Annotated in this window: 16 protein-coding genes; 9 read left to right on the forward strand and 7 right to left on the reverse strand. The window is 57.6% G+C overall.

What is annotated here, in order from left to right; all coding sequences use genetic code 11:
- Position 1 precedes the first annotated feature (1 nt).
- Together gmk and C7964_RS05890 are read left to right on the forward strand one after the other, a co-directional pair.
- Positions 2-640, forward strand: a complete 639-nt coding sequence (gmk, locus tag C7964_RS05885; RefSeq protein WP_110278755.1) for a guanylate kinase — start codon at positions 2-4, stop codon at positions 638-640.
- A complete protein-coding gene (locus C7964_RS05890; RefSeq protein ID WP_110278756.1) occupies positions 637-1161 on the forward strand; it encodes a gamma carbonic anhydrase family protein in 525 nt (174 codons plus the stop codon). Before gmk ends, C7964_RS05890 begins: the two co-directional genes overlap by 4 nt.
- On the opposite strand, the gene C7964_RS05895 is transcribed toward C7964_RS05890, so the two are convergent.
- Positions 1162-1554, reverse strand: a complete 393-nt coding sequence (locus tag C7964_RS05895; protein WP_110278757.1) for a hypothetical protein — start codon at positions 1552-1554, stop codon at positions 1162-1164. It abuts the gene before it with no gap.
- 153 nt (positions 1555-1707) lie between these two features.
- Between C7964_RS05895 and C7964_RS05900 the strand changes: the two genes are divergently transcribed.
- The 7 genes from C7964_RS05900 (at position 1708) to phoB (ending at position 9053) form a co-directional block, all read left to right on the forward strand.
- Complete coding sequence (locus tag C7964_RS05900; RefSeq protein WP_110279431.1) at positions 1708-2745, forward strand: sensor histidine kinase; 1038 nt, start codon at positions 1708-1710, stop codon at positions 2743-2745.
- 105 nt (positions 2746-2850) lie between these two features.
- Complete coding sequence (locus C7964_RS05905) at positions 2851-3879, forward strand: substrate-binding domain-containing protein (RefSeq protein ID WP_110278758.1); 1029 nt, start codon at positions 2851-2853, stop codon at positions 3877-3879.
- Between the two features lie 133 nt (positions 3880-4012).
- Positions 4013-5494, forward strand: coding sequence for a phosphate ABC transporter permease subunit PstC (gene pstC, locus C7964_RS05910; RefSeq protein WP_110278759.1), 1482 nt, complete (start codon positions 4013-4015; stop codon positions 5492-5494).
- Complete coding sequence (gene pstA, locus C7964_RS05915; protein ID WP_110278760.1) at positions 5491-6831, forward strand: phosphate ABC transporter permease PstA; 1341 nt, start codon at positions 5491-5493, stop codon at positions 6829-6831. The genes pstC and pstA overlap by 4 nt, the downstream gene beginning before the upstream one ends.
- Before the next feature lie 49 nt (positions 6832-6880).
- Positions 6881-7642 carry a phosphate ABC transporter ATP-binding protein PstB gene (pstB, locus tag C7964_RS05920; RefSeq protein ID WP_400088853.1) on the forward strand — a complete coding sequence of 254 codons (762 nt, stop codon included), beginning with the start codon at positions 6881-6883 and terminating at the stop codon, positions 7640-7642.
- A 12-nt stretch (positions 7643-7654) separates the two neighbouring features.
- On the forward strand, positions 7655-8362 hold the full coding sequence (gene phoU / locus C7964_RS05925) for a phosphate signaling complex protein PhoU (RefSeq protein ID WP_110278762.1): 708 nt from the start codon (positions 7655-7657) through the stop codon (positions 8360-8362).
- A gap of 4 nt (positions 8363-8366) precedes the next feature.
- Positions 8367-9053 (forward strand): phosphate regulon transcriptional regulator PhoB, encoded by a 687-nt coding sequence (gene phoB, locus C7964_RS05930; RefSeq protein WP_110278763.1) that lies wholly within the window; start codon positions 8367-8369, stop codon positions 9051-9053.
- Here phoB and gnd read toward each other — a convergent pair.
- The 6 genes from gnd to C7964_RS05960 all read right to left on the reverse strand — a co-directional run bounded on the left by gnd (position 9050) and on the right by C7964_RS05960 (position 18357).
- Positions 9050-10450: an NADP-dependent phosphogluconate dehydrogenase gene (gnd, locus tag C7964_RS05935; RefSeq protein ID WP_110278764.1), complete on the reverse strand. Its 1401-nt coding sequence runs from the start codon at positions 10448-10450 to the stop codon at positions 9050-9052. The genes phoB and gnd overlap by 4 nt on opposite strands.
- A gap of 18 nt (positions 10451-10468) precedes the next feature.
- Complete coding sequence (locus C7964_RS05940; protein ID WP_110278765.1) at positions 10469-11437, reverse strand: calcium/sodium antiporter; 969 nt, start codon at positions 11435-11437, stop codon at positions 10469-10471.
- Positions 11438-11700: 263 nt separating this feature from the next.
- On the reverse strand, positions 11701-13920 hold the full coding sequence (locus C7964_RS05945) for a TRAP transporter permease (protein ID WP_110278766.1): 2220 nt from the start codon (positions 13918-13920) through the stop codon (positions 11701-11703).
- 118 nt (positions 13921-14038) lie between these two features.
- Complete coding sequence (locus C7964_RS05950; protein ID WP_110278767.1) at positions 14039-15025, reverse strand: TAXI family TRAP transporter solute-binding subunit; 987 nt, start codon at positions 15023-15025, stop codon at positions 14039-14041.
- A gap of 219 nt (positions 15026-15244) precedes the next feature.
- The gene (locus C7964_RS05955; RefSeq protein ID WP_110278768.1) at positions 15245-16582 is read right to left on the reverse strand and encodes a sigma-54-dependent transcriptional regulator; all 1338 of its coding nucleotides are present in this window, start codon (positions 16580-16582) and stop codon (positions 15245-15247) included.
- On the reverse strand, positions 16579-18357 hold the full coding sequence (locus tag C7964_RS05960) for a sensor histidine kinase (protein WP_110278769.1): 1779 nt from the start codon (positions 18355-18357) through the stop codon (positions 16579-16581). The genes C7964_RS05955 and C7964_RS05960 overlap by 4 nt, the downstream gene beginning before the upstream one ends.
- Positions 18358-18568 lie beyond the last annotated feature (211 nt).

The raw sequence follows: 18568 nt of genomic DNA on the forward strand, positions 1-18568 counted from the left end.
CATGACCCGACGCGGCCTTCTGATTATCCTTTCGTCGCCCTCGGGGGCAGGGAAATCCACACTGGCCGGACGGCTGCGGGCGTGGGATGACACACTGCGGTTTTCGGTGTCGGCCACAACGCGCGCGCCGCGTAAGGGTGAGGAGAACGGCAAGGATTACTTCTTTGTCTCGGTGCCCGAGTTTCAGGCACAGGTTGCCGCCCAAGAGATGCTCGAACATGCGCGGGTTTTCGGGAACTACTACGGATCGCCCAAGGCCCCTGTGCAGGCAGCTATCGAAAGCGGGCGCGATGTGTTGTTTGACATCGACTGGCAAGGCGCACAGCAGATCAGCAACTCGTCGTTGCAGGAACATGTCCTGTCGATCTTTATCCTGCCGCCGTCCATCACAGAGCTTCACCGCCGTCTTGTCAGCCGTGGTCAGGATACGCCCGAGGTGATCGAAGGCCGGATGCAGAAAAGCTGGGACGAGATCAGCCATTGGGACGGCTATGACTATGTGCTTGTGAATGATGATCTGGACAAGACCGAAGAGCAGCTCAAGACGATCATCAGCGCCGAGCGTCTGCGCCGCTCGCAGCAACCGCAATTGGTGGATCACGTCCGCAGCTTACAGAGCGAATTTGGAGAAAGATCATGAGCCTTTACGCTTTGGGTGAAATCGCCCCACAGATCGCGGATGATGCCTGGGTCGCGCCGGGCTGTCACTTGATTGGCGACATTGTGCTGGAAGAAAAGACGTCTGTCTGGTTCGGCAGCACCCTGCGCGGTGACAACGAGCGGATCACGGTCGGCGCGGGCAGCAATGTGCAGGAAAATACAGTGATGCACACCGATATGGGATCCCCGCTTATAATTGGGCCTGGCTGTACCATCGGCCATAAGGTCATGCTGCACGGCTGTGTGATCGGGGAAAACACCCTGATCGGTATGGGTGCCACGATCCTGAACGGGGCCGTCATCGGCCGCAACTGCCTTATCGGTGCAGGTGCGTTGATTACCGAAAACAAGGTGATCCCCGATGGCAGCCTTGTGATGGGTGCCCCGGGTAAAGTGGTGCGGGAACTGGACGCCGAGGCGATTGCCGGACTGCGGTTGTCGGCCCTGCATTATCAGGAAAACGCCGCGCGCTTCCGGCGTGACCTCAAGCAACTGTCCTGACTATTTCTGACAGGGTGGCGGCAGCGACAACAGGTCGAAGTCGAGCCCTTCAGCTTGCGTGCGGACTTCTTTGAGGATCATGGCGACATCCGGCATATTATCGCTAATGGCACGGTACCGGCCTTGATAGCCCAATGCCACCAGCCGCTGCGCCACATCAAGCACATCAAATCCCCCTGCAAAAAGTGGTGACAGGATCAAATCGGGATCAAATGCCTCTAGCAGTTCCTCTGTCAGATTGCACAGATCGATAAAATGCACATCCTCAAACGGAACAACCATGCGCCCCTCGGCACTCCACCGTGCCAAATTGCCGATCACCAGCGTGCGATCTGCAAGCTTGATCCCGGCCTCTGAATACGCAGCCGCAGGCTGACGCTTGGAAATCTTCATCGAAAAATCAGTAGTACTAGTGTGTGAGACTATGCCTCAGTTACCCAAAATATCTTTTGCGTTTCAACTACGGATTGAAATGGAGTATCGCGATCTTATGAGGCATTTTGCCCCATGCTTTCAGAATATCATGAAAGAGCGCAGGAACGTGTCATGACACAAGACCAGATTGTTTCCATAATCCAAGCCTTTCCAATGCCGGTACTGGTTATTGGCCACGATGAACGTGTGCGCGCGTCAAATGCCACTGTCGATTCGATCCTCGGGCCGGATCTTTTGGGCAAGCACTATATCACCGCGCTGCGCCAACCAGCGATCCTTGCCGCTATTGCCGAGACACGGCGGACCGGGGTGGGTGCCTTCGTCCGCTATACCGGACGGTCAGGGTCGAAAGATGTGATTTACAGGGTAAGTGTTGCTGCGGCACAGACCGATATTGTTCTGACATTCGAGGATCAGACGGCCTCGGAGGAGGCGGGCCAAATGCGGCGCGATTTCGTCGCCAACGTCAGCCATGAGCTGCGGACACCGCTGACAGCCTTGCTGGGCTTTATTGAAACACTGAATGGCGCTGCAAAGGATGATCCGGTCGCACGGACGCGGTTTCTGGACATCATGGCACATGAAGCAAACCGGATGCGCAGGCTGGTGGATGATCTGATGTCACTGACCCGCGTGGAGGAGGACGAGCGCGTGCGCCCGCGCGAAGAGGTTGAACTGGGCACGCTGCTGGCCTCGGTCATCAAAGGGTTGGAACCGCAAGCAGCAGGGGCGGGCGTCACAGTTGCCTTGGACCTGGTCGCAAGCGAGGAAACCGTGCCGGGTGATGCCGGGCAGCTGGTGCAGGTGTTTACCAATCTGGTGGAGAACGCGATCAAATACGGGGCGACCGGAAAAGAGGTAAAAGTGTCACTGATGCCGCGCACGATGCATCAACGTCTGCGCGCGGAGGCGGTGCAAATCACTGTGACTGACAAGGGCGAGGGCATTGCCGAACATCATCTGGCGCGCTTGACCGAACGATTCTACCGCGTCGATAACCACAGGTCGCGCGAAGTAGGTGGAACCGGTCTCGGGCTTGCGATTGTGAAACACATAATCAACCGGCATCGCGGGCGCTTGACGATCGAAAGCCAGCTGGGAGAGGGGACCACCGTGTCAGTTTTTCTGCCAACGGCCCGACTGTCATAAAACTTTTACATAAGTGTCACAAAAGCTTCGGGAAGGCGGCATAGACGGGCCGCGATGGTGAGGCGGCTCGCGCTTCACCGAAACCTGACAGACAGGAGTGTTTTTATGTCTCTCATGAAGCTGACCGCGACAACCGCGGTGATTGCCCTTACTGCCACCACATCTTTTGCACGTGACAACGTGCAGGTTGCCGGTTCTTCCACAGTGCTGCCCTACGCCTCGATCGTTGCCGAAGCATTCGGCGACAACTTTGATTTCCCTGCACCGGTTGTTGAATCCGGTGGTTCTTCTGCAGGCCTGAAGCGCTTCTGCGAAGGTGTTGGCGAAAACACAATCGACATTGCAAACGCATCGCGCGCAATTCGTGACTCCGAGATCGCTGCCTGCGCCGAAGCCGGTGTGACAGACATCATCGAAGTCCGCATCGGTTATGACGGAATCGTCTTTGCATCGCAGATCGACGGCCCTGCATTCACTGCATTCGAGCCTTCCGACATCTTCAACGCTCTGGCCCCGATGGTCATGGTTGACGGTGCGCTGGTTGAGAACCCGCACACAAAATGGTCCGACTTCAACGCTGATCTGCCAGATGCAGACATTCTGGCGTTTATCCCGGGCACCAAGCACGGCACACGCGAAGTGTTTGAAGAAAAAGTGATCGCTGCTGGCTGTGAAGCTACAGGTGCGATGGAAGCGATGATCGCTGGCGGTATGTCCGAAGATGACGCAGAAGATGCATGTCTCGCTGTCCGCACAGACGGTCGTTCTGTCGACATCGACGGTGACTACACCGAAACACTCGCACGTATCGACGCCAACACAAACGGTATCGGCGTGTTCGGTCTGGCATTCTATGAAAACAACACAGACAAGCTGAAAGTAGCGACAATGTCCGGTGTTGAGCCAACAACCGAAACTATCGCTGCAGGCGTCTACCCTGTTTCGCGCCCGCTGTATTTCTACATCAAGGCGGCACACATCGGTGTGATCCCCGGTCTGCAGGAATATGCAAACTTCTTCATCTCTGACGAAGTTGCCGGTCCTGACGGTCCATTGGCCGCTTACGGTCTGGTGTCCGACCCGGAGCTGGCGGCGACACAACAGGCTGTCATGAACAACGTGACAATGAACTAAGAGCCATCCGGCTCTGATCGGTTCCGACACTTTGTCGGGACCGATCGACCACTTTTAATAATCTATCGTTGCATTTATGCGGTGATCAGAGCCTGACACAGGCTGACCGGCAAAAGGCGCAAGGGGACACTTGATGTCAAACACACTGATCCTGCTGATTGTTCTTGTCATAGGCGTGCTTGGTTTCTTTGCAGGCCGTGCACGTGCCATGGCTGCCGCTGGCGGTGACCGCCGTAATCTGCACTCTCTGCCGAACTACTACGGGGCCAACACGGCCCTGAACGCGATTGTGCCTGCCGGTATTGCTCTGGCGGTCTGGCTGATTGTGCAGCCATTCGTAATCAACAACACAGTTTCCGGAATGATTGACCAAGAGGCAATCGCCGAGGGCAGCTCGCTTGGTCTGATCATGTCGGATGTGCGCCGCGTCGCCGAAGGGCTTGATGTCGCTGTGGCCGAAGGCGCGATGACCGAAGAAACTGCGGCAGATATGCGGACCGAATTCACCGATGTGCGCGAGCGGCTTGCCGAAGTCGGCGTTGCACTTGGTTCCGGTGTGACATCCGAAACGCTGCAGGCCGCACAGCGCTACCGCGAAATGGCGTGGACGGGTAACTGGCTCAAGACCCTTGTGGTGATCGCGATATCCATCGGTGGGCTTGCCCTGACATGGCGGTTGATCACGCGGGACTACCGTGCGCGCAATGTTGTGGAAAAGGGCGTCCTGAGTGTCCTGATTTTGGCCGCATCTATCGCGATCCTGACAACAGTCGGCATCGTCTTTTCGCTGATCTTCAACACCTATGAGTTCTTCAAGCTCTATCCGGCCGCCGACTTCTTCTTCGGACTGAATTGGTCACCCAGTTTCTCGGGGCGCGGCCAGTCGTCGCAACTGGGTATTCTGCCACTGCTCTGGGGTACGCTCTATATCTCGCTTATTGCTTTGCTGGTTGCAGTGCCGATCGGCCTGTTCTCTGCCATCTACCTGTCCGAATATGCGTCCAAGTCTGTGCGCGCGATCGCCAAGCCGATGCTTGAGGTGCTCGCCGGGATCCCGACGATTGTTTACGGTCTCTTCGCGCTTTTGACGGTCGGGCCGCTTCTTGTCGGGGTCTTTGGTGAAGGCGGTGCGCTTGGCGTGACGTGGATGTCAGGCGGCACCGCCGTGATGACCGCTGGTCTGGTCATGGGCATGATGCTGATCCCGTTTGTGAGTTCGTTGTCAGACGACATCATCAATGCTGTCCCACAAGCGATGCGTGACGGATCGCTGGGCCTTGGTGCCACCCATTCCGAAACAGTGCGCAAGGTGATCCTGCCTGCCGCCTTGCCTGGTATTGTGGGTGCGATCCTGCTGGCGGCCTCGCGTGCGATTGGCGAGACAATGATTGTGGTTCTGGGCGCGGGTGCTGCGGCACGGCTGTCGCTGAACCCGTTTGACGCAATGACGACGGTGACCGCCAAGATCGTGAGCCAGTTGACAGGCGATAGTGACTTTTCCTCGCCAGTAGCCTTGGTGGCCTTTGCCCTCGGGATCAGCCTGTTTGTCGTCACCCTCGGCTTGAATATTTTTGCCCTCTACATCGTCCGCAAGTACCGGGAGCAGTACGAATGACCGACGCCGCCACAGATATGCCCGAGAAAGCACCTGCGCAGACGGCGCACGGCTCACTGCTGTCAGAAAGCCCGTTGATGAAGAAACGGAACGCGGCTGAGGCGCGTTTCAAGATGTATGGCATTGTGGCCATCACCTTTGGTCTGGCGTTCCTGATCTTTCTGACGTTCTCGATCCTGCGCAACGGTATTCCGGCCTTCACGCATACCGTCGTGAATGTCGAATTCACTCTGACGCAAGAGCAGTTCGACGAAGCCGAGAGCAAGATGCTCAAGACGGCGGCCTATACCGATATTTTCGTCACCAACATTACCGAGACATTTCAGCAGGATGGTCTTGATGTTGCCTTCGATGCCGACACGATTGAGCGTCTTTTAGGGAAGGTTGGCGGCAACCTGCGCGAATTCTACCGTGAGAACCCGGACCAGATCGGACAGCCTGTCACGTTTGAACTCTCCGCGGCCAGCCGTGTCGAACGCTATCTGCAGGGTAAACTGACCCGCGACATGGTTGTCGACGGGCGTTTCCTCGAAGCCGCGGATCTTGATGTGGTTGATGCGATGGTGGATGCAGGGATCATCGGATCCGCGTTTGACTGGAACTTCATTACAGGGACCGACACAGGCGTTGACAACCCTGGTGGTGCAGGGATCGGCGTCTCGGTCATCGGGTCATTCTTTATGATGCTGATCGTGCTGCTGCTGTCACTGCCCATCGGGGTGGCCGCATCGATCTATCTGGAAGAATTCGCGCCCAAGAACCGGTGGACCGATTTGATTGAGGTGAATATCTCGAACCTTGCGGCGGTGCCCTCTATCGTCTTCGGTATTCTTGGCCTTGCGGTGTTTATCCAGTTTGCGCATCTGCCGCAGTCCGCGCCGCTGGTCGGCGGCCTTGTGCTGACGCTGATGACGTTGCCGACAATCGTGATCTCGACGCGCGCCTCGTTAAAGTCTGTCCCGCCATCCATCCGCGATGCGGCACTGGGTGTAGGGGCGTCCAAGATGCAATCGGTCTTTCACCATGTACTGCCGCTGGCGATGCCCGGTATCCTGACAGGCACGATTATTGGTCTTGCGCAAGCTTTGGGTGAAACCGCGCCGCTTCTGCTCATCGGGATGGTGGGCTATGTGGCCCGCGAATATCCTGACGGTATTGCCTCGGGCCTGCTTGATCCGAACTCGGCGATGCCCGCGCAGATTTACACCTGGGCTGCGCGGTCGGACGAAGCCTTCTTTGAAAAGGCATGGGGTGGGATTATCATCTTGATGATCTTCCTGCTGACCATGAACATCATCGCAATCATCCTGCGCCGCAAATTCGAGCGCCGTTGGTAGGAGCCCAGATATGAAAGATATGATACCAGTGGACCGAAAGATGAGCACGATGCAAGATTCCAAGATCAGCGCCCGCGGCGTACAAGTCTATTACGGCGAAACACATGCCATCAAAGATGTCAGTGTCGAGATCGCCGACAATACTGTCACGGCATTTATCGGTCCGTCAGGTTGCGGTAAATCGACGTTCCTGCGCTGTATCAACCGGATGAACGACACGATCGATACCGCACGCGTTATGGGCGATATCCTGATTGATGGCGAAGACATCTATGACCCGCGCGTTGATCCCGTGCAGCTGCGCGCCAAGGTCGGCATGGTGTTTCAAAAGCCGAACCCGTTCCCGAAGTCGATCTATGATAACGTGGCTTACGGCCCCAAAATCCACGGTCTGGCCCGCAACAAGGCCGATCTGGACGAGATTGTCGAAAAGTCCCTGCGCAAGGCCGCCCTGTGGGAAGAGGCCAAGGATCGTCTAGATAAGCCCGGCACGGGCCTGTCCGGCGGTCAACAGCAGCGCCTTTGCATTGCGCGGGCCATCGCCACAGCGCCTGAAGTTCTGTTGATGGATGAGCCATGTTCCGCGCTCGACCCGATTGCCACAGCACAGGTCGAGGAGCTGATCGACGAGCTGCGCCAGAGCTACTCGGTGGTAATTGTCACCCACTCGATGCAACAGGCCGCCCGTGTAAGCCAGAAAACCGCGTTTTTCCACCTGGGTAACCTGGTCGAATACGATGACACCGACAAGATTTTCACCAACCCGCAAGACCCGCGGACGGAAAGCTATATTTCCGGCCGGATCGGGTAAGGAGACACAGCTATGAACGATCATATTTCGTCGGCCTATGACCGTGATCTCGAAGGGATAACCACGCTGATCATGCAGATGGGTGGGCAGGTTGAAGAGGCGATCCTCAAGGCCGTCAAATCCCTTGCGGACCGTGACACCGAATTGGCCGAAGAGGTGCGTGAAGGCGACAAGAGCATTGACGCGCTGGAGATCCAGATCAATGACGAGGCCGCACGTACCATTGCCCTGCGCGCCCCTGTTTCCAAGGACTTACGATCCGTTCTTACAGTGCTGCGCCTTGCGGCATCGCTTGAGCGGATCGGAGACTACGCCAAAAATATCGCCAAACGCACAAGCGTGCTGGTCGAAATGAACTCGGTCAACGGCTCTGACGCGGCCCTGCGGCGCATGGCGCGCGAGGTCGAGCAGATGCTCAAAGACACGCTGGATGCCTATTTACGCGGTGACGCGGAACTGGCCGAGGACGTACGCCAGCGCGATCAGGAAGTGGATCAGATGTATAACGCGCTGTTCCGCGAATTCCTCACATTCATGATGGAAGACCCGCGCAATATTACGCCCTGTATGCACCTGCACTTCATGGCAAAAAACATCGAACGTATGGGCGATCTGACGACAAATATGGCCGAACAGGTGATCTATCTGGTTACCGGCGAAATGCCGGAAGAGGCGCGGCCGAAAAGTGACAAAACAGCCTATGTGACGGAACCGAGCTAGACCCATGCCCCAGCATCCCCATGTTTTGGTTGTCGAAGACGAAGCCGCCCAGCGGGAGGTTTTGGGCTACAATCTGGAAGCAGAAGGTTTTCGCGTGACCCGCGCCGAGAACGGTGAAGAAGGTCTGCTTTGTGTCGCCGAAGATGCGCCGGATGTCATCGTTCTGGATTGGATGATGCCCAACCTGTCAGGGATCGAAGTCTGTCGCCGGCTGAAGATCAGTCCAGAGACGCGCGCTATCCCGGTTATCATGTTGTCGGCGCGTGCCGAAGAGGTGGATAAAGTCCGTGGTCTGGAAACAGGTGCTGATGACTACGTCGTCAAACCCTATTCCGTGTCCGAGCTCATGGCGCGCGTGCGCGCGCAATTGCGCCGTGTGCGTCCGGCAACGGTGGGACAGGTTCTGACCTATGATGATATCGTGCTGGATTCGGAAACCCACCGCGTGACACGCAACGACGTTGCACTCAAGCTGGGGCCAACCGAGTTTCGCCTGCTTTCGACGTTTATGGAAAAGCCCGGGCGCGTGTGGTCACGCGATCTGCTGCTTGACCGGGTCTGGGGGCGTGACATCTATGTCGATACCCGGACCGTTGATGTGCATGTGGGCCGCCTGCGCAAGGTCCTGACGCAAAACGGCGGTGATGATCCGGTGCGCACGGTGCGCGGGGCAGGCTACGCCCTGGGTTAATTTCCCCAAGGGCCGTGGTGTCCTTCACCGCCATCAATGCGGGCAAATCCGTGGGCGCCAAAGAAGTCACGCTGACCCTGGATCATGTTTGCCGTGCCGCGCGCGGTCCGCATAGCATCGAAATACGCCAGACCCGATGACAATGCAGGCGATGCCAGCCCGTGCAGGGCCGCTTGCGCGACAACCGCACGCAGCGCGTTGTGCGTGTGCTTGAGCCGGTCCGCAAAACCCGTGGCCATCATCAGATTGCGTTCAGGGTTTTCGCGCAGCGCAGTCGCCATATCATCCAGCATATCAGAGCGGATGATGCAGCCCTCGCGCCAGACCTCAGCAATCGCGGGCAGGGGGAGCGCCCAGCCGTATGTGTCGGACGCCTTTTCGATCATACCGAACCCTTGTGCATAGCACAGGATCTTGCCTGCAATCAGCGCCTCTTCCAGCGCGTCTAATGACAGCACATCATGGGCGATGTGGTGCGGAGCGGCACCAAAAAGCGCCTCGCCTGCGGCGCGTTCGTCGCGCTGCGATGACAGGTTCCGCGCCACAACGGCGGCCTCAATCGCGGGAATCGCTGCCGCGAGATGCTGTGCTTCAATCGCGGTCCAGCGGCCGGTGCCTTTCTGGCCCGCCGCATCGACGATCACATCCAGCATGGGCTTGCCGGTTTTCGGATCGACAGCAGCGGCGACTTTGCCTGAAATTTCAATCAGGTAACTGCGCAGCGGGCCTTTGTCCCATCTGGCAAAGGTCTCGGCGATGGCTGCGTTATCCATGCCCAGCCCGTCACGCATGATGCCGTAAACCTCGGCGATCATCTGCATGTCGGCGTATTCGATCCCGTTGTGGACGGCTTTGACAAAATGGCCCGCACCGTCTTCACCCATCCATGTGGCACAGGGTGTGCCTTTGTGCTTGGCAGAAATCGCTTCCAGAATATGTGCGACGCGGTCCCAGTATTCCTTCTTGCCGCCGCCCATGATGGAGGGGCCGAAACGCGCCCCTTCCTCGCCCCCCGACACCCCGATGCCAAGGAAGGGCAGATCGCCGGCTTCCTGCATCCGGCGGTTCGTATCATGGAAATTCGCATTGCCTGCGTCGATAATCATATCGTCGTCATCAAGCAGGGGGCGCAGTGCCTTGATCTGGTCATCGACAGGCGCACCGGCAGGCACCATCAGGATGATCGCGCGCGGTGATTTGAGCGCGCGGACGAGATCTTCCAACGTTTCAGTCGGCGTGATGCGGTCTGCCAGTTCACCGGCCTGATCGTGAAATTCGCGGGTGGTTTCGGTGGTCCGGTTCCAGACGGCGATGTCAAACCCCTTGTCGGCAATATTCAATGCAAGGGCCGCACCCATGGTGCCAAGGCCGATCAGACCGATTTCTGCGTTGCTCATGGTATGGGGCCTTCTTGGTTATGGCGTCAGATATTGTGCCGCGACAAAGATCACATAGGCGGCCATCATGATGATACCGGTGGTGCGGTTCAAACGGCCGATTGTCAGCATCCACAGCGTGAAGAGAACAGCAACCGCCACAGTGATCCAGAGGTCCGCGCCGAGGAGAACCGGATCAACATCCAAAGGCGCGATCACAGCGGTCAGGCCGATGATGGACAGGATGTTAAAGGTGTTGGAGCCGATGATATTGCCAAGGATGAGGCCTACCGATTGCTTGCGCGCGGCGGCGATACAGGTTGACAGCTCGGGCAGGGAGGTGCCGAAAGCAACGACAGTCAGACCTATAATAGCTTCAGGGACACCGATGGCAGAACCGGTCTGGACGGCGCCTTTGACAAGCAGTTCGGACCCGACCCCGAGGGCAGCAAGGCCTGCCAGAAGAATAACAATGGCCCCGTTCATCGTCGTAATGGTGGGGGTGTCGTCATCTTCGTCATCTTCTTCCAGCGGGATGCTGTCCGTTTTGTACTGGTAGAACACAAAGGACACGAGAATGGCGAACATGATCAGGCCGAGGATCTGGTTGAAGCCGCCAGTCAACATACCAAAGGCCATGATGCCCGTGGCCAAGAGCATCATGCAAAGGTCCTTGAGCAGATCCTTGGGGCGTGCCGTCACCTGAAACACAAAAGCCGTCGCCCCCAGGACCAACAGGATATTTGCGACATTCGAGCCGAGGACATTGCCGAGCGCGATGCCGGGGTAGCCCTGTAGGTTAGCCGTGACCGAGGTGAAAAGTTCCGGCACCGAGGTGCCAAATGAGATGATCGTCGCCCCGATAAAGAGCGGCGACAGGCCGGTGCGTTCGGCGACAAAAACGGCGGCATCTACTGTCCAATCACCACCTTTGATCAAGAGATAAATGCCAAACGCCATAGCGCCAGTGGCGAGAACGAAAAGCTCATAAGTGCTGAGTTCAATCAAAGCGGACTTCCAGATTGGTGGTCAATTCTTTACGCAGTGCGGGCCAGATAACTGATTTCCAGCGCAAGTGTAATGGTCATTGCCGGATCGGAGCCCGGAAATAGTGCTTTGGTGTCTTCTGCCCAACATGGCTCCCCCGCGTTCTTGCTTGTTGGTATGCATGTAGACTTTGAAAAACAGGATTAAAGGTTTGATGTGGAAATATAAAAGGGAGCGAGGCATCCACGCCGCTCCCTTCTGTTTTGCTCAAAGGTCATATTCGCTTATGCAACGACCCTTGGCTGCGAGACTTTGGCCATGAAATAAAGGCCAACCGCGCCACCGAGGCCGATCAGGTCGGTCAGCCAGCCGCCTGCAATCATGCAAAGTGCAGCAACCATCAGGCCAAGCCGGATCGGCAGCGCGGCACGGTTGCCGACCCACCAGCCTTGGACACCCGACGACAGCAGGAACACCCCGAAGACTGCCGTTGCACCTGCGCGGATCACCTCGAGCCATGTGCCGTCCATCAGGATAGCGCCGTTGTAGAAGAACATGAAAGGCACGATGAAGGCTGAGATGCCGATCTTGAACGATGCAACCGATGTGGCCATCGGGTTCGCCCCCGATATCCCTGCCGCCGCATAACTGGCCAAGGCCACAGGTGGCGTGATGGCAGAGACAACCGCAAAGTAGAACACAAAGAAGTGCGCGGTCAGCATCGGGATACCCAGTTGCACCAGACCCGGTGCGACGACGGAGGCCGCCACAGCATAGGCCGCAGTTGTCGGCATCCCCATCCCCAGCAGGATCGCGATGCACATTGCAAAGAAGAGCGCGAGCAACTGGTTGGCTTCGGCGATGTTCAGCAGCACGGACGAGAAGCGCGCGCCAACACCGGTGAGCGAGATCACACCCACGATGATACCGGCACAGGCACAGACCGCAATGATCTGGATCGACATGATGCCAGCGAGTTCAAACGCTTTGGTGACCGAGCGCAGACCCATCCGGTACGGCGTGAACCAGCTGACGACGGCGGCAGAGGCAGTCGCCAAGGTTCCTGCGCGGATCACCGAGTAGCCCATGAAGAGCGCGGCAATCAGAATGATGATCGGCAGGAACAAAAAGACGCGGCGCACCATGGCCCTGAGCTTTGGAAGCTCGTCCTCGCGCATTCCGCGCATGCCCAGCTTTGCGGCTTCAAAATCAACCATGAAGTAGATCGATACGAAGTACAGGATCGCAGGAATGATCGCGGCGATTGCGATATCGGTATAGGGAATACCTGTGATTTCGGCCATGATGAAGGCACCGGCCCCCATGATCGGCGGCATGATCTGGCCGCCGGTCGAGGCGGCGGCTTCAACTGCGCCTGCCGTTGTTGGTTTGTAGCCTACCTTTTTCATCAAAGGGATTGTGAGCGAGCCTGTCGCCACAACGTTCCCCGCGGAGGTGCCGTTGATCATCCCCATGAGGCCAGAGGCAAAGATCGCTACTTTTGCGGGGCCACCGCGTGCGCGACCAGCCACCGCAAAGGCGAAGTTCACAAAATAGTCGCCCACTTTCGAGGCCTGCAGGAATGCGGCAAAGATGATGAACAGGATGATATAGGTCGAGGACACGGCCGTTGTTGGCCCAAGGATACCCGCATCGGTGTAGACCTGGCTGAAGAAGCGCTGCCACGTGATATCGGGCGCGTTCAGGAAGCCTGGCAGCAGGTCACCGACAAAGACATAAACAAGAAAGACCCCGGCGATGATGATCAAGGCCATGCCAGCTACACGGCGGGTCAGTTCCATGATCAGCGCAGTCCCTGCGACTGCGGCAATGCTCATGCCGATCGGCGCAAAGGGCGTACCGGTTGCGTTGCGCATCAATGTGCCGAAGATCGTGATCAGATACATTGCAACCGCGATGCCGCAGACACTCAGTACCAGATCGGCTGGGGCGATTGTGCCGCGCACGCGAGGACGCAGCCAGCCAAGCACAATCCCTGCGATTGTCGCTGCGATCAGCGGATAGCCATAATGATAGATTTCCGCATTGCGGATACCTTCATCCATGCCGTTCCACATGACACCCCCTTGGATGTCTGCCGCGAACCCAAGCGCGGTCCAGCAGGCATAGAGGGCAGGAAGCAAAGCTGCATACGCAAGATAGTCCAGCGGGCTGTGTGTATCAGCGTCATCATCAGGAAAGGCCCGCGCTGAATAGAGCGTGAAGCCGAGGATCAGCGCGCCTGCCACGTGGACGATGCGAAAATTCCAGGTTTCCATGGGAAAAACCGGCAGGAGCGGAATATCAATACCGGTCCATGCGCTGATCGACCAGCCATTCAGAGCGGCCATGTGAAAAAGCGCATAAAATGCCGAGATACCGGCAATAACCAGATAGGTCCGGCCGGTGAAGATCCGCCGGTTATGCTCAACCGGTTCTTCGTCGACCCCTTCGGCGAGAATGGGGCCGTCCGTTTGATCGTCAAGTGTTTGGTCGGTCGTCATGGTGTGGTCCTCGCATGCTGAAAGATTGCCCTGACGGACATTGAGCCTGCATCAATTTATCGAATGAATTGCGTGTCGCGGGGCTGCTTGGGAAAAGCAGCCCCGCTGTGATCACGGCTTAGTTGCCGAAGATCTGATCGGCAGGGATATCTGCACCGGCGTTCTCGATGAACCACTCGGCTGCACCTGGGTGCCAAGGCAGAACGCCAGCGTTCTTGTCCCAGTTCTCTGGCAGTGTGGAACGGGCGGCACGGTGGATGTTCACCATACGCTCGTTGTCGGACATCACCACATCGACCGCTGCTTTCACGAAGGAAGCAGGAAGTTCACAGTTGGCAATCGCGAAGTTCCACATGGATACCGAACGGGCCGGTGCTTCCAGTGTGGTGTATGTGTCAGCGCCGATTTCAAATGCCGACACAGGGAAGGCGGCCATGATTGCTGCCTGCTCTTCTTCGGTGAACTCGATGATGTTCACATCAGTTTGCACTTCAAGCTGGGAAACAGCCGGCACAGGCACACCCGCAGCGAACGCGATCACGTCCAGCAGACCGTCCTGCAACTGACCACCAAGGTCGCCCCAACCGCCGTTGCGGCGCTCGAAGTTCACACCCAGCTCTTCCATCATGCGCGGGAAGTATGTGTCGGATGTCGAACCCGCAGGGCCGAAACCGATACGTGCGCCATCAGGGATATCCGCGATGGATGTGATGCCGGAAGAGGCAAGTGTCGTCACCGAGAACGGTGTCTGGTACATCGGGAACATCGCACAGGCGTTGGTCATTTGTAGACCGGGTGCAATCGGGTTTGTACCGGCGATGGACTCAGCTGCCGGACCCATTGTTGTCATGCCGAACTGTGCGTCGCCTGTGTGCACAAGCGCCATGTTCTGCATCGGGCCGCCGGTGACTTCGCCACCGCCTGTGATGCCCAGTTCTTCTGCGACCAGGTTTGCCCAGCCGGAACCATAGGCAAAGAAGGTGCCGCCTTGGGATGCTGTCCCGACGGTGAAGCTCTCTGGCCAACCTGTACGGTCCTCGTGACCGGCGGCAAAGGCTGTCGTTGCTGTCAAAGCAGTTGTCGCGATAAGCGCTGCTAGTTTCATAAGTTCTTCCTCCACAAATTAATCCTGACCTCTCCAAGATCAGGCCGTGATCTCATGCACGTTGCGTGCAAGTAGACCGCATGGCGAGCACTTCCACTGTCTGGCGTGGCCGTTACAAGGTTTCAGCAGTGCTGTTTGCGATAACAGTTAATAATTATAAGACTGGATGGGTCGCCAAGGGGACAAAAGGGCAATTGCATGTGTCGAAACGGGTGCATTTCAGCCGCTTTGATCTGCGTCCGCCTTGGATAACCCGTATTTCTGCATCTTCTCGTAGAGGGCTTTGCGCGACAGACCCAGCACCTCATAGGTCTGTTTGAGACTGCCGCCTTGCGCGGTCAGCGTTGCCATGATCAGCGCGCGCTCGTGATCTGCCATCTTCTGGGCGAGTGACTGGGCTTCCGTTTCTGTCCCCACCGTCATGGTCGGATCCAGCCCCAGCACAAAACGATCCGCCGCATTGCGTAGCTCGCGCACATTACCCGGCCAGTCTTGCGTGGCCATCCGCGCCAGAACATCCGCAGGCACATCGGGGGCCGGTTTGGAATAGCGCGCAGCGGCCTGGGCCGTGAGATTGAGAAAGAGCGACGGGATATCATCACGGCGCTGATCAAGCGTTGGTACATGCAGCGTGACAACATTCAGCCGGTAAAGCAGATCCGCGCGGAAATTGCCGGCTGCGACGGCCTCGGACAGGTCCGTTTTCGCGGCGGCAACGATGCGGATATCAAGATCAACCGGATCATTCGCCCCCAGTCGCGTGATTTGGCGTGCCTGAATGGCATGAAGCAGTTTCGCCTGTACGCTGACAGGCAGGCTGTCGATCTCATCGAGGAACACCGTACCTTTGCGGGCAAACTCGAATTTCCCGAAGCGGGCGCGCATCGCCCCGGGAAAGGCTCCGGCCTCATGCCCGAAAAGTTCGCTTTCCACCAGATCGACAGGCAGGGCGGCGCAGTTGATTTGCACGAAAGGGTGGGGACCACGTGCAGAGAGATCATGCAACGCATGGGCCGTCATATCCTTGCCCACCCCTGTGGCCCCTGTGATCAGCACATCGGCGTCGGTGGCGGCAATCGTGCGGATCTGTTTGCGCAAAGCTACCATGGCATCCGAACGCCCGATCAAACGGGCCTCCAGCTTGTCCCGCCCGCCAACCTCGCGTTTGAGCGCGCGGTTCTCGATGGTCAGGCGCCGTTTCTCAAGCGCGCGCTGTATCGTCGAGACCAGCCGCGAGGGGGCGAAGGGCTTTTCGATGAAATCATAGGCCCCTTCGCGCATCGACTGCACCGCAAGGTTCACATCGCCATGGCCGGTCACAAGGATCACCGGAAATTCGGGATCAAGCTCAAGCACCTTGCGCATGAGCCACAGCCCGTCCTGATCCGGCATACGGATATCCGTGACCAAGACCCCTTCAAACCCGCGGCTGATCTGCGCCAGTGCCAGTTCCGCCTTATCAAGAACCACTGCGGGAATGTCGGCCAACATGAGCGTCTGGCTGGTTGCGTGGCGCAACTCCTCCTCGTCGTCGACGAATATGACTGTCTGCTTCATTGCGCGGCCACTTCAATAGGGGTTGCCGGTTGCAGCTTGACGGTAAAGACCGCGCCACCCTCGGGATGGTTCGCCGCACTGAGCGTGCCACCAAAATCGCTGACAATATTATATGAGATTGACAGCCCGAGCCCGAGCCCCTTGCCGGGCGCTTTGGTTGTAAAGAAAGGATCGAAGATATTGGCAATCGCGTCATGTTCGATCCCGGCGCCGGTGTCACGGACCTGAAGCCGCGTGTCGTCGATGTTCAACTCGACGACACGTTTGGGCTGCCCCTCCATCGCGTCAAGCGCGTTATTGATCAGATTGACGATGACCTGCTGCAAGCGCACGTGCCCGCCGGTGACCCAGATTTCCGATTTGGGCGGCGTATAGGCGATTTCGCCACCCTCTGACGCCAGCCGCATCTCGATCACCGCCAGCGCATCCTGCACGACCGCATTCAAGAGCAAGGGACCGGTTGCCTGCTGGGGACGGCGGGCAAAATTGCGCAGATGCGCCGAGATCGTGGCCATGCGGTCAGCCATTTTCGAGATGCGCGTGATATTGTCAGATGCTTCGACCACCTGACCGCGCGCAAGGAATGCGCCCGCGTTGTCGGCATAAGACTTCACCGCCGCGAGCGGCTGATTGAATTCATGGCTGAGCGCAGCCGACATTTGCCCAAGCGCCGAGAGCTTGCCCGCCTGAATAAGATCCGTCTGGGTTTGCCGCAGATTACCCAATGCGGCTTCTAGATCCGTCGTGCGTTCGGCAACAGCGGCTTCCAGCAGGCGTTTCGCCTCTTTTTCTCTGGCAAGGGCCTCGGTCTGGCGCGCCTGTTTCAGCAGATAGGCAAGCAGCGCGCCAAGCAGCAAAAGCCCCGTGAGGCCAGCAATCAGCATTGTCCGCAAAGCGCTCAGCGTCGCAGGTCCGAGAGGTGAAAGCGAGGACATAGTCCAGTCAAGATCCGCCAGACGCTGAGATGTCAAAATATAGGTTTCGCGCGTCGTGCCTTCGATTGTGACCAACCGCGCATCCGCATCAAGCGGCCGCACTGTGATCGGCAACAGCTCGATCCGGTCGATCGGGTACTGCAGGTTCTGCGCGATCAGTCGCAAGGTGGCGTCACTCAGCGGGCGCATTGCACGGAAATGCCAGTCAGGGCGTGAGGACATGAAAACAAAGTCATTGCGGTCCGCGACCATGAATTCACTGTTGGCCCCGCGCCAGATGCTCTCAAAGGCCGATACATTGAATTTGACCGCCAGAACACCCACGATCCGTTCACCGTCCTCGACGGGGGCTGCGTAGAAATAGCCGCGTTCACCTGTGGTGGTGCCATAGACGGAAAAGCTGGACAAAGCGCCGTTCAGCGCTTGGGTGAAATAGGTCTGGTAGCTGAAATTACGCCCCAGAAAGCTGCCGGGTTCACGATAGCTTGCGGCGGCGATGGTCAGGCCCGAAATATCCATCAGATAGACATCGCTTGCCCGCACAGTGGCTGCCGTTTGGCGCAGGTCTTCATTTACCGCAGCAACAAGGGCGGGGTTCTCGGGACTGTTCAGCAGGTCAATCAATGTGCTGCGTTCAGCGATCAACGCAGGCAGGGGGGCATATCTGTCAATTGCGGCACGCAGGCCCTCGACGGCCAGTTTCAGCGGCACTGCGTCTTTCTCTGCTTGTTGGCGCATATAATGGCGCTCTAGGGCAGGGAACGACATCGCGCCTGCAATCACCAGAAGCGTGGCGATCACTGCGATCAGGCCAAAGATACGAGGACGTGTCAAATGCATGAATATCTTATGGTGCACAGGGGTATGGCTGCACAATCAGAAATTCGCGTGCCATGACGAGCCGATCATTGTGCAACCGGTTGCATTTCAGGGGTATGGGGATAGAGTACCGGACAGTCTGGAGGAAAGACCCAACGCATGTACCTGATATTCAACATACAAGTAACAATACCGCAGGACCTGTGCGCCGTGCGGAAAGAGCTTTCTGTGA

Origin of the sequence: Loktanella sp. PT4BL (genome assembly GCF_003201935.1) — a bacterium.
Taxonomy (GTDB): Bacteria; Pseudomonadota; Alphaproteobacteria; order Rhodobacterales; family Rhodobacteraceae; genus Yoonia.